This window comes from Cohnella thailandensis, from assembly GCF_014212135.1.
Classification (GTDB): Bacteria; Bacillota; Bacilli; order Paenibacillales; family Paenibacillaceae; genus Cohnella; species Cohnella thailandensis.
This window is the reverse complement of sequence record NZ_JACJVQ010000019.1, coordinates 536,002-548,180: the sequence shown is the minus strand read 5'-3', so window position 1 is coordinate 548,180 and position 12,179 is coordinate 536,002. Positions and strand designations below refer to the sequence as shown.

The 12,179-nt window shown below is 50.1% G+C and carries 12 protein-coding genes and 1 pseudogene; 7 read left to right on the top strand and 6 right to left on the bottom strand.

Going from position 1 to position 12,179, the window contains the following annotated elements; genetic code table 11:
* Nucleotides 1-49: 49 nt before the first annotated feature.
* Entirely contained in the window at nucleotides 50-412 is a 363-nt protein-coding gene (locus tag H7B67_RS23215) for a c-type cytochrome (RefSeq protein WP_185122236.1), read from the bottom strand.
* A gap of 500 nt (nucleotides 413-912) precedes the next feature.
* Between H7B67_RS23215 and H7B67_RS23210 the strand changes: the two genes are divergently transcribed.
* Complete coding sequence (locus tag H7B67_RS23210) at nucleotides 913-1,344, top strand: DUF4871 domain-containing protein (RefSeq protein ID WP_342592422.1); 432 nt, start codon at nucleotides 913-915, stop codon at nucleotides 1,342-1,344.
* Between the two features lie 308 nt (nucleotides 1,345-1,652).
* Here the strand turns inward: H7B67_RS23210 and H7B67_RS30970 are convergent.
* Nucleotides 1,653-1,824 (bottom strand): annotated as a pseudogene (locus H7B67_RS30970) (helix-turn-helix domain-containing protein); the annotation flags it as partial.
* Between the two features lie 15 nt (nucleotides 1,825-1,839).
* Between H7B67_RS30970 and H7B67_RS23205 the strand changes: the two are divergent.
* From H7B67_RS23205 to H7B67_RS23185, 5 genes are all read left to right on the top strand, one after another.
* Nucleotides 1,840-2,307, top strand: coding sequence for an SDR family NAD(P)-dependent oxidoreductase (locus H7B67_RS23205; protein ID WP_245363358.1), 468 nt, complete (start codon nucleotides 1,840-1,842; stop codon nucleotides 2,305-2,307).
* A gap of 140 nt (nucleotides 2,308-2,447) precedes the next feature.
* Nucleotides 2,448-3,035 carry a TetR/AcrR family transcriptional regulator gene (locus H7B67_RS23200; RefSeq protein ID WP_185122234.1) on the top strand — a complete coding sequence of 196 codons (588 nt, stop codon included), beginning with the start codon at nucleotides 2,448-2,450 and terminating at the stop codon, nucleotides 3,033-3,035.
* A gap of 382 nt (nucleotides 3,036-3,417) precedes the next feature.
* Complete coding sequence (locus H7B67_RS23195; protein ID WP_185122233.1) at nucleotides 3,418-3,933, top strand: hypothetical protein; 516 nt, start codon at nucleotides 3,418-3,420, stop codon at nucleotides 3,931-3,933.
* A 35-nt stretch (nucleotides 3,934-3,968) separates the two neighbouring features.
* Nucleotides 3,969-4,610 carry a peroxiredoxin-like family protein gene (locus H7B67_RS23190; RefSeq protein WP_185122232.1) on the top strand — a complete coding sequence of 214 codons (642 nt, stop codon included), beginning with the start codon at nucleotides 3,969-3,971 and terminating at the stop codon, nucleotides 4,608-4,610.
* Between the two features lie 129 nt (nucleotides 4,611-4,739).
* On the top strand, nucleotides 4,740-5,042 hold the full coding sequence (locus H7B67_RS23185; protein WP_245363360.1) for a hypothetical protein: 303 nt from the start codon (nucleotides 4,740-4,742) through the stop codon (nucleotides 5,040-5,042).
* 543 nt (nucleotides 5,043-5,585) lie between these two features.
* Here H7B67_RS23185 and H7B67_RS23180 read toward each other — a convergent pair.
* Genes H7B67_RS23180 through H7B67_RS23170 form a run of 3 tightly spaced genes read right to left on the bottom strand, consistent with a single transcriptional unit; the run spans nucleotide 5,586 to nucleotide 9,233 of the window.
* Nucleotides 5,586-6,758 (bottom strand): Ger(x)C family spore germination protein, encoded by a 1,173-nt coding sequence (locus H7B67_RS23180; protein WP_185122231.1) that lies wholly within the window; start codon nucleotides 6,756-6,758, stop codon nucleotides 5,586-5,588.
* Between the two features lie 35 nt (nucleotides 6,759-6,793).
* Nucleotides 6,794-8,314, bottom strand: coding sequence for a spore germination protein (locus H7B67_RS23175; protein WP_185122230.1), 1,521 nt, complete (start codon nucleotides 8,312-8,314; stop codon nucleotides 6,794-6,796).
* 55 nt (nucleotides 8,315-8,369) lie between these two features.
* A complete protein-coding gene (locus H7B67_RS23170; RefSeq protein ID WP_185122229.1) occupies nucleotides 8,370-9,233 on the bottom strand; it encodes a hypothetical protein in 864 nt (287 codons plus the stop codon).
* Between the two features lie 130 nt (nucleotides 9,234-9,363).
* Here H7B67_RS23170 and H7B67_RS23165 point away from each other — a divergent pair, with 130 nt between their 5' ends.
* Complete coding sequence (locus H7B67_RS23165; protein WP_185122228.1) at nucleotides 9,364-10,164, top strand: undecaprenyl-diphosphate phosphatase; 801 nt, start codon at nucleotides 9,364-9,366, stop codon at nucleotides 10,162-10,164.
* A 101-nt stretch (nucleotides 10,165-10,265) separates the two neighbouring features.
* Here H7B67_RS23165 and H7B67_RS23160 read toward each other — a convergent pair whose 3' ends face one another.
* A complete protein-coding gene (locus H7B67_RS23160; protein ID WP_185122227.1) occupies nucleotides 10,266-12,095 on the bottom strand; it encodes an amino acid permease in 1,830 nt (609 codons plus the stop codon).
* Between the last annotated feature and the right edge of the window lie 84 nt (nucleotides 12,096-12,179).

The following is a 12,179-nucleotide window of genomic DNA, read 5'->3' as shown; positions in this document are numbered from 1 at the left end:
GAAGAGCAGATTGGCCTAGAGGACGGAATAAGGCAATCTGCTCTTTGCTTTATTGTTTGGATGCAAGCCAATTGGTGAGAATGATTAATTGTTCTTCCGATAGTTTATTCTCGTATTTCGGCATTCCGCCTCCGCCTTGAGCGATCTGTTTGTAGATTTGTTCTTTGGCCATTTCACTGCCTACACGGGCAAGCTCAGGCCCGACACGTCCTTGCAACTGGTCTCCATGACAAGAAAGACAATTGCTCTTGTAAATTTGCTCCGCGGCTGCCATGTCAACCGGAGCGTCCGGAACCGTGAAGGATGGAGACGGTTCAGCGGTTTGTTCTTTCTCGGGAAGTTCAGTAACTAACAAAACGATTCCGAATAGACAGGCAACTACCACTAAGCTAGAAAAGACCCACTTGAACAATTTAACACCCTCCTTGAACGAATTTATCGTTTTTTCGTGAAATCGTCTTCATATTAACAAGCACAGCAAGCGTATGACTATGGCTCCAAATAGTCATTTGTAGGCGAGTTCCCGACAGTGTCAATCTTCAAATAAAAATGACTCGTTGCAACAGCTGAACTTGGTGAAAATCTACGAGCACTATATTACGATTACTCTAACTTCCCATGCTATGCCGGTCACGCCGCCACCTCCCAAGACGACGGCGCGAGTCGTCGATTTCCTATTAACGCCCCCGACCAATCGATATTATGAAAAGGAAGGGAACAAATTCGAGATCTCTCTAGCCATTAAATTGTTACGAAAAAAGATGAAGGGAATGGAACACAGAAAAAGCGAGTTGGAGCATACGCAGGTGCTGCTCGCCCGAATGCTGGCTAACAAGCTGGCGTTACAGGAAAAGATGAAAGACCCAACCTGAAGGAAACTAAAGCTCAAAAGCGATGAAGGGGAGGATTGACGTGAAGATTTTTCGTGTTTCCGTATTAATTATTGGCTTGCTCATTTTATTCGGCTGTTCAAACGATGAAGAAAAGAACGCTAAGGTTAACCCAAGTTTTGTGAGCGAGGGAGTCAGCATGCAAGGCATAGAAGGAAAAATCGGCATATTGGGTTTGGGTTTCGTCGCCAATGAACCGAATAAACATATGTGGCATTTATGGGGAAGTGAAGAGGAACTTAGTGGAGATTTTAAAGTCGAAGCCGTTCATTTGAAAACCGGAGAAAAGATAAATCCGTTTATCAGTGATAATCCGTCGACACTTGGAGGTCCTAACAACGGGGCGGATGCTCATTTACCTTCCTCGATGATATTACCTAAAAAAGGGTTGTGGCAGCTTGATGCATATCTTGATGATGCGTTGTTCGGTAGCATTATTGTCGAGGCCAAGTAACTTTTAAATGCACCCAAACTGAGATTTTGCGCAATAGCTGCTACTATGAACCGTACCACAAGTGACGGCGATAAATCGGGGGGTGGGTTTGATGGATAAGAGCAAATCACATAAAAGGATTTATAGCCGCTGAGACCTTGAGTCTCAGCGGTTTTGGTTCGTTTTGTCTGAAGGACAGAACACTATGATCATTATGCTTCTAATCCGCTTTTACATCAGATGGTTATTGACTGGACGGCGCTTTCTTTTCGAGATGGGCGATGTGCCGTGAATTTTTCATGTTGTTGACTGAAAGCCGTTTGATCCTATTAGCAAAATCGCTTGATATCACCCGCCGGAGAGAACCCGAACAGGCGACGGCGTGCTTCCTGCAGTCGAATTTTGCTTCTGATACTGTATCGGAGTCATGGCGGTCGCTTCTTTGAAGTGACGATATAACGAGGAGGAGCTCAAGTTCGCCAGCCGATTAAAGTCATTCAAAGCGTACTGCCTTATATGCGGAAGCGGCGATCAGGGCATATCATCAATATATCTTCAATTGCCGGCTTTGCTCCGCATATGGGTTGGAGCGTATACGCAGCGACGAAGTTCTCGCTAATGGGATTGACGGAAGTACTTGCTCAGGATGTCCAATCTCTGGGGATCAAAGTGACGGCAGTAGCACCCGGGGGATTTAGAACCCAGTTCAATAAAGCAGATTCCTTGGTTTTGTCTGAGAATAAAATTGAGGATTACAGCGAGCTTCACTCTGTGCACAACCATTTCGTAGCGACAGACGGCAAGCAGCTTGGCGATCCTGAGAAAGCGGCAGAGGTGTTCATCGATCTGGCGGAATCATCGAATCCCCCGGTCCGATTGTTCCTGGACAGTGATGCTTACCGGAGAGCGTCCGAGAAGCTGGATCAATTGCGTGAAGAACTGGAAGCGAACAAGGACATCAGCTTCCGTACTGATTATGAATAAGTGGTGATCGCTAACCTGTGAAGAAGGATAGGAGTCAGTGTTTTGTTAAAAACAAAGACGAAGCAGTGCAGCGGAAAGCAGCTTCGTATACCGCGAATTTGTCATTTGACAAACTACCTACTAGATGGTAGGCTATTGATATGAAAAATTTACCTAACACCCAAAATGACATTCTGGCTTGCGCGCGTAATCTGATCGTCGCCGGCGGCTACAACGGTTTCAGTTATGCCGACATCGCTGATGTGGTTGGGATTCGTAAGGCTAGCATCCATCACCATTTCCCTAGCAAGGTTGATCTGGTCCGAACGTTAGTTGCGCGGTATCGAAAAGAAGCCGAAGCAGGAATGGCGAATATCGAGCTTCACGTATCCGATCCGCTTGAACAGCTTCGGTACTACGCCGGTTATTGGGAAGCCTGTATCGCGGACGCCAGCGCTCCTTTTTGCGTCTGCGCGTTGTTGGCAAGCCAGCTCCCGGTCCTGCCCGAGGAAGTTGCTCTAGAGGTCCGGGCGCATTTCAGCTACCTGTCGGCGTGGTTGACATCCGTGCTGGAGCGCGGTGCGCGGCACGGGCAACTTCAACTGATGACTACTCCTCGTACCGAGGCGGAAACGTTCATGGCGACAGTTCACGGCGCGATGCTCTCGGCGCGGGCTTATGGCGATCCGAAGATATTCGGCATCGTGACAGGTCCGCTCTTGGAGCGACTCGCTTCGCGATTCCCTTGAGCTGAAAGCCGCGATGGCGATGGTTGCAGTCATGATCAAGATGAAAGGAGGTCAACATAACCTAATTGAGGATAAGATTGTCCATTTATGATCATAGCTCATTCGCCAAGGGCCGATAAAGGGCATGAAGACTACATATTTTGTCAGCCTGCCCTTTGTCGATCCGCGGGGTGATGTCACGAGTGGAATGAGGCGAAGAATGAAGTAGAATTCAGGATTTATCTTTTAAACCTACCATCTAGTAGGTAGTGTGATTTATTATTAATATTTCTGACTATACCGCATTAAGCGCGTTCTAAATGCTTATTTCAGCCCGTGGATGACCTTAAGCCCGCCAAGACAGAAAAAATACCCTGTCCTTAAGGACTGGAAGGAGACATTTATGTTTGGAATTTCATCACTCGGCTGGGTACATACGCTCAGCAGCTTGCCAGCCATTCCGCTCGCTATATATATGTTTGCTCGCTACGGACGGATAGTGCCTCGGTCAAAGCCTGGTGTCGTCTACTTCTTTTCAATGCTGATTGGCGCGATCACGGTATTCCCCATCGCACATCAGTCGGTCAGTTATGTCATTGGTACGGCAACGATCCTGCTGCTGTTCGCCGGATACGGCATAGGGCGTGTTTCGAGCTTTGAACGTTCAGGCAAGTACCTAGAAACCATCTTTCTTAGCCTGACGGCGTTTCTGCTGATGTTGCCGACCATTACCGAAACCCTGACCCGTGTCCCTAACGGCCACCCTATAGTTGCTGATTTGAATTCACCTATTCTACTCGGCGCTCAGGGCATTCTCTTCGTTATTCTTATCGTTGGCCTAACCGCCCAAATCATCCATTTGCGAAGGCAAAACAGGCTCGCGGCATTCACCTCGCCAGCCGAGATGTCCGCCGAATGAAGTATCATTAACTAAGAAAAAAGGAGCTACACGACATGTCATTAACTCAAGCTTTAGCGGAAGCCAAGCAGGAATTTATCGCGCATACCCCTTTGGAGATTCAAACGGAGATGTTTCGTCAGATCCGTGAGCAGCAAGAATCTGGTTTTGCTTACGGCCGACAGGAGGGGCAGAAGGCAAAGGATTTTACACTCATGAATGCTTTGGGAGAAAAGATAAGTCTTTATGAAGAACTGTCCAAAGGACCTGTTGTCCTGACTTTTTACCGGGGCGGATGGTGCCCGTTCTGCAACACTCAGCTTAAGGCCTATCAGAAGGTACTGCCGGATATCGAAGCCCTTGGAGGCCAGTTGATCGCGATCAGCCCGCAAAGCCCTGACAACACGCTTTCCCAGCAGGAGAAAGAAGAGCTGACCTTCCAAGTGCTTAGCGACACACACGGTCTCGTGGCCGCTTTCTATAACATTCTTTACGACGTTCCAGATTACATTAAGAACATTATGAAACAAATTGGCATGGACTTGGCGGAATACAACGCGACGAACCGCTGGATCCTTCCGATTCCTTCCACCTTTATGATCGACGAATCCGGCATCATCCGTTCAGCCTACGTGAATCCGGACTTTATGCAGCGGTTGGATCCGGAGAATATTCTGCATGAATTGAGAAAGCTTTAATTGTCGACCCAACTTTCTCAGCTTCAAAAACATAGCCTAAAATGAAGAGTGCACAGTAATGATATATGCGAGAAAAATTCAAAAGGAATCACTCAATAAAAGCTGATCCTGGTTTTGGGGATCAGCTTTATGGAAAGCGAAGGACAAGAACTTGGAACCCAAGCTTCCTACTGTGATGCATATGATAAGAAACCTCTTGAAGATTCAAGGGAACTGCAACTTCAAGATATGCTGGTACTTCAATTACTGCCTAATATGAGTGAGAAGCTTGCTGAAGTATACTCAGACAAACTTTCAATACCAGGATCACCCAATATATATCCTTATTTTGTTTATGTGGAGCGGACTTTGCTGGAGTTGAGCCTAAGAAATTTGAACACCTCAAAGATCCCAACAAGAATGATTTCCCACCAAACTACCAAGATCTTTTGAAGTAACGGGGATGTTAGTTGAATTGTACATCGGCATTCTAGGGCATTTGTGCCCAAGAATGCCGATGTTTCTTATCACTTTAACTGCGCCCAAAGCTGACACCGTAGAAGTCATAGAAGGGAGGATATAAACAGCGACTTTTAGTTCTCCTACAACAAGGAGCTACTATCTGGCCCGCGCCATTGCACCGAAGTGTGGACCTATTTCAACCTGGCGCAGCTGCATACCGGGTCTCCGAGCGCCGGCAGCCCGGCTCGCCCGCGTACAAGAATTATGTGTACTGAAGCCTTTGAACTGGACGATGAGGTTTGCCGAATAACGGTCGGCGGTGGAGATAAAATCATAGAGGAGATCGGACATTGACGTAGTAGTGGCATCACATCTGCTTAATGAATACAATCGGCTGCCGTTCGAGTATTGAAGTATACATATGTATAAAATACGGGTTTTGTGAAAATGTTTGGATTGCTTTAGGAGTCCCGGGATTTCGATGAACGCGCATCCCCCGGCGATAACGATAATGCCGGCTATCCACCACATTCCCTAGGTCTCCCCCTTTTCTTCCGTAATCGGGTTGGTTATCGTGCCGTTGCGCTTGATTCTAACCGTGGCATCGACATCAACCTGGGCATGCTCGAAGTTCTCTTCCCAATCGTTCATTACCGTTCTCCAAGACTTTGGGGCACTGCGGTGAATGGCGCTTCCGAAGCCGAATATGTCCGCTTTGTACTCGGTCTGCACCTTCTCAAGCGTTCGATAAACGAGCTCTTCCAACGACTTCTGTGACAACCGTTCTAGTTCGTCCAGACTGTCCGGCTGAGTGAGATCCAATCTGCATTGAACTTCCCCCACGTTCTGTTCGACATTCAGCTTAATCTTAAGGCGCGCACGTCCCTCCGCGACCCTTCCTTTGATTTCGGCTTTGGAATGTGTCGTTTCCAGCGCTACATTCCCTCCAGCGGGACAAGCGACATGGTCGACCATACTCTTGATTTTGTTCAGAATGAAATTGTAGCCGATACTCTCTTCCTCGTTTAACCATCCGATCAATTTATCGTCCCGGAAAGCCGCCAGACCGGCAGTCCGGATTTGGACGGATGGCCGAACGCGCTGTACGCTCTTAGGGGAGTTCCCTTGCTGCCCGTCTCCTAATACTTCAATGACTCCGAGAACGGGCTGCTTCCCTTTGCTAGCCATATCCTCAATGAAATCGTCGAGCGTCACCGCCGTCGTCGGAGCCCAGCTTTTCTCCGACATATCGATGGAACGATAAATTTTGTTCGCCGGAATTTTCTCTAGCGGGGTTAGAATGGACAACAGGCTTGCGGCAGTCGTTCCTTTGGCCACCAAGAGATAGAAATCCTTCCGGAATTCATTATCCCTGGACAGTAAATCGAGCGTGTCTCCGATCCCTTCCCGCGCCATCTCCTCTCCGAAAACAACGAATCGAAGATGCGCCGAATAGATTTTCCTCGGACTGGTATTCGTCATCCGTCGCAACGCTTCGAAGATCGTCACGCCCTTGGACTCGAACAAAGAGACGGGCGTCGATTCGATCCCGCCGCCGGTCTTCTGTGCGACGGCGCCCGGCTGAACGACTTGTATCGATACCCGATATTCGTCTCCCGCCTTGTCGATGCCCATCGCCATGGAGATACCAAGCTCGTTTAATTCCCGCCTGTCCCAACAGCCCGTAAAGATCGGCACTATCAGCAAAAACAAGGCTCCTATCGACAATCTCTTCCGCTTCATCATGAGCCTTTGCCGGCGGGGTTCTTGGGTTTCTTGCCCTGCCGAATGAGGTTCCGGCTTCCGAAGAACCGGGGGCGGGTCTTCATTCGCGAATGAGGAACCCGAAGGATGACATCCTTCTGATCGCTCACGACGAAGGGGCCCACCGGAGCCATGTACGGCACACCGAACGAGCGAAGACTGCTTAAATGCAACAGCAACGCGTTGATTCCGACGAAGATGCCGAACAATCCGAAGGCCGCTGCGAGACCCATGAAGAGGAATCGCGTGATCCGAACGGCGATCGACATGTCGAATTCCGGAATGACATAGCTGGAGATGGCCGTAATCGACACGACGATGATCATGCTTGCGGAGATGATTCCGGCTTCCACGGCTGCTTGTCCGATAACGAGCGTGCCTACGATCGATACGGCCTGGCCGACCGCTCGAGGCATGCGGATTCCGGCTTCCCGGAGTACTTCGTAGGTTGCTTCCATGATTAGAGCTTCGATAAAGGCCGGAAAAGGAACTCCTTCGCGTTGGGCGGCCAGGCTGATCAATAATTGCGTCGGCAGCATCTCCTGATGGTACGTCGTGATGGCGATGTAAAGCCCGGGTCCCAGCGAAGCGATAAACAGCCCGAAGTAGCGGAGAACTCGAATCAGCGTGCTGATATCGGCTCTCTGGTAATAATCTTCGGCCGCCTGAAAAAACTGGACGAATAGAGCGGGAACCATTAGCACGTGCGGCGTCCCGTCGATCAGTAAGGCCACGCGGCCTTCCAGCAAAGCGGCAGCGACCGTATCGGGCCGTTCGGTGTTCTGAATCGTTGGATAAAGCGAATACGGCTCGTCCTGAATGAATTCTTCGATATATCCGCTCTCCAGGATAGCATCGGTATCGATGGCGGAGAGCCGGCGATTCACCTCCTCGACGGCTTGCTCGTCGGCGAGACCCCGAATGTACATGACCGAAACGTTGGTTTTGGTGGACCGCCCGACGGTTCGGTTCTGAAGCTGCAGGCTCGGGTTTTTGACAATCCGGCGGATCAAAGCGCTATTCACGCGGATATTTTCCGTAAAAGCTTCCTTCGGACCGCGGATAACCGTCTGATTGGACGGCTCGGTGACAGCCCTATGTTCCCAGCCGGCCATCGAAATCTCAAAGCCGCGTCGGTAACCGTCTACTAGAAAAATGACGCTGCCGTTCATCATCGCTTCTACCGCTGCGTCCAAACGTTCCAGTTCCTTAAGCTGGCCAACGGATAGTACGGAGTCTTTTATTTCTTCCAGTAAACCTTCCTCTTCAGGATCGGCTCCTCCGGGCGAACGGCCGCGAGCCATAACCGGCTCCATGATAAACTGAAAGATCGACTTTTCTTCGGTAAGCCCGTCGATATAGCAGATAGCGACTTCCCGGCGCGCGCTCTTCCCCATTCGGAACGGACGGATGACGAGGTCGTCGCTGCCGCCCATTCGCCTCTTAATATCTTCAATATTCCCGTTTAGGTTGGAATTCAGCATAACGGCTTCGTTCATGCCATACTCACCGACTTCATTTTATCGCTTATGTGCAACCATTATTGCCATGACCCTATTGACGGATACCCTCCGACTTCGGATCGATAGCCAGGATATTCTCAATCGCCTGAGCCGCTCCTAAAACCAAGCATGGCGAAAGGACATAGTATAGCGGATCCCACCAGGTAAGACTTTTCAATATCCCCGTGGACTTAAGCACGACGGTAATGAGCAAAGCGAAGCCGGCTATGAGCACGTATTTAGCCCATTGCATCCGCCCGTTCAGCTTGATCGCTACCACATGGAGCACGCTTATGGACAAGTAATAGACGGCAGCGAAAGCGGTCGTATCTCGAGAAGGGTCGGCGAACCAATCGACTTGGTAGATCCTGCACTCGAACAGCATAATAGGTAAAATATGCAACGTTCCGGATAACGGGCTTACGATCAAGTATAGGATCAGCCAATGAAGCGTCCCCCGCAATCGCCGACTCATCTGCCGATACAATACTTTGCCGACCCAGAAATAGACGGGAAACCCGGCTGCCGTGTAAATCAACTTCCACCAATGATGCTCGTAGATTCCCAATTTCAAAAACAACCACTCGATTAAAACCATGAGAACCGTTAAGCCGGTTATCCATCTCCAGCCCAGCCCGAAGTAGGCGATAAACGTAGCGACCGCGGGCAACGTCAACATATTGGAGGCTACCGCCCCCATGTTGCTATCGTAATAGGGATCGTTCTTAATCAACTTAGGATAATATCGATAGCTGTCCAGGAATATGTAAATAACGGTTTCGATCAAGTAACCGAAGCCAACCATAGCCGCAAACAGCAGCAGACACCGGGCGCTTCTCGTGCGAAAACACACATAAGCCAATAACAGCAGGCTAGCGATTCCCAAACCTAAATACCAATAAGAGTTGGAATGCATCTATGTTAACTCCGATCAAGGGACCCTCCCCTTCACCGTTTCCATATTGTTCGTTCTTTATACCCGGTCGAAAGTCTGTTTCAGATGGAATAGGTGTATGCTACAATGTGTGATGAGGTGAATAGAGTAGATGAGTGATTTTATTAGTTCGATTATTTTGGGTATCGTTGAAGGCTTAACGGAATTTCTTCCCGTGTCTTCGACGGGTCACTTAATTCTCGTAAGTGATCTGTTAGGGTTCGACGAAGATTGGACAACCACGTTCAAGATCGTCATCCAGCTAGGCGCCGTAATGGCGGTTCTGATTCTTTATTGGAAAAGATATCTTGGAATCGCCAAGGACGTCGTTACGTTTAAGCTCACGCCGAATAAGTTAAACGTCTTCCACCTGATCCTTGCCATGATCCCTGCTTTAATCGTCTATCTGGTCGCCAAAGATTTCATCAAGAACGAATTGTTCGGCCCGGCTCCCGTGCTCATCAGCTTGATTGCCGGCGGTATTCTTATGATCATTGCTACAAGAGTCAAGCGCAAAGTTACCGCCGAAGAGACCGATGATATCAGCTACAAGCAGGCCTTCGGCATCGGCTTGTTCCAATGCTTGGCGCTGTGGCCCGGCTTCTCAAGGTCCGGATCGACGATCTCCGGCGGATTGCTGCTCGGGACAAGCCAGAAAGCGGCCGCGGACTTCACGTTCATCATCTCCGTGCCGGTCATGCTGGGCGCTACCGTGCTCGATATGTACGACAGCCGCGACATGCTGACCTCCGATCGATTGGTCCTGTTCCTGATCGGATTTATCGCCGCCTTCATCGTCGCCATGATCGCCGTCGTCACCTTCCTGAACTTGATCAAGCGTCTTCGCCTGGAATGGTTCGCGGCCTATCGGTTTCTGATCGCCATCCTGTTCTATGTCTTCGTTATGATGTAATAAACATAAATGATATTATGTAAACTAATGAAAAGCCAACGGCAGTCTCGGACAAGTTCCAATGTCCTCGACTGCCGTTGGTTTCTTTCTTTATTCGAACGTTATTTTTTCAGATGGTAAGGAACTGTCGTAATGATAATATCCTTGCTGTACATTAACAGTCGCGCCCGGATCATGAAACTCGTCTGGTTGTGAAGGATGTTATGCCAGCCCTTCTTCGGAATGAATTGAGGAATGATGACCGTGACCTGATAGTTCGACTCGCTGGCCTTGCGTTGAACCACGTCGAGGAAGCGGATGAGCGGCTGAATGATCGTACGGTACGGCGAAGGCAGGGTGACCAGTCGAATATCGGGCTTCCACTTGTTCCATTTTTCCTCGAAGCGTACTTCGTCTTCCCTCTCGAACGGAATATAAACCGCAATGATCTGTTCGGCTTTAAGCGATTGGGCGTAGTTCAGCGAGTGCTCGACGACATGCGTGATTCCCGATACCGGCACGATGATCACGTTGCCCTCGATCGGCACCGCCGGTTCGCAGGATGCCAGCCTCAGCTGTTCTCCGACCGCCGCGTAATGCCGCCTGATCTGATAGAAGACGAAGATAATGATCGGCAGGAAGACGAGTATCGGCCACACCATGGGGAACTTCGTTAGGAAGAAAATTACCGACACCGTAAAGCTGATCAGAGCGCCGATAAGGTTGATGGCGAGCTTTGTTCTCCAGCCTCGCGGCTTCTCGCGGATCCACTTCAGGATCATCCCCGATTGCGACAGCGTAAACGGAATGAACACGCCGACCGCATATAACGGGATCAAGTGCTCCGTCTGCCCTTGGAAGGCAATGATCAGAAGCATCGAGAACACGCCTAGGAAAATAATGCCGTTGGAGTAGCCCAAACGGTCGCCTCTAACCGTGAACATGCGCGGGATGAACTTATCCTTGGCCAAATTGACGGCGAGCAGCGGAAAGGCCGAGTATCCCGTGTTAGCGGCCAGAATCAAAATCAAAGCCGTCGTTCCTTGGATAAAGTAGTACATGAAGTTCCGTCCGAACGTTTCTTCCGCGATCTGCGAGACGACCGTTACGTCGTGTCTGGGCGCAATCCCGTAATAATAAGCCAGGAACACGATTCCGGAGAATAAGGCCGCCAGCAGGATCCCCATCGCGGCTAGCGTCTTGGCAGCGTTGTTCGGAGCCGGAGCTTTGAAGTTCGGAATCGCGTTGGATATCGCCTCGACTCCCGTCAAGGCCGAGCTTCCCGAAGCGAACGCCTTCAGCAGAATAAACAAGCCGATGCCGGCGACCGGTGTTCCGATCGAGGCGTGGAGCTCCGGCGAGACGTCGCCCGCGGCTATCCGGTACAGTCCGACGCCGATAAGAATAAACAATGCCAATACGAACAAGTAGACCGGATAAGCCAGGATCGAAGCCGACTCGGTAACTCCCCTAAGGTTGAGGATGGTAATAAAAATAACGAAAGCCACCGCGATCGGAACGTTATAATCGTGCAAACTTGGAAATGCTGAAGTTACGGCATCCGTTCCCGCCGAGACGCTGACGGCCACCGTCAGAATATAATCGACCAGCAGCGAGCCGCCGGCCACGAGACCGTAGGACAAGCCGAGATTTTCCTTGGAGACGACGTAAGCGCCGCCGCCGTGCGGATAAGCGAAAATAATCTGGCGATAGGACAGAATCAGGGCCGCCAGCAGGATCAGGACGCCGATCCCGATCGGGACGGAGTACCAGAACGCCGCCGCGCCGATCGTCACCAGCACCAATAAGATTTGTTCCGGGCCATAGGCTACGGAAGACAAGGCATCGGAGGACAGAATGGCCAGCGCCTTCGTTTTTCTAAGCTTTTGTTCCCCTAGCTCGGTCGACTTAAGCGGCTTGCCGAGAAGGATTCTTTTGATCTTGGATGCCACGCCTATCACCGTTCCTCAAAGGTCCTTATGATCGATTGGTTGCCGTTTGTTGAAGTATCCCCTGAAATCAAGTTGGGTACCAGG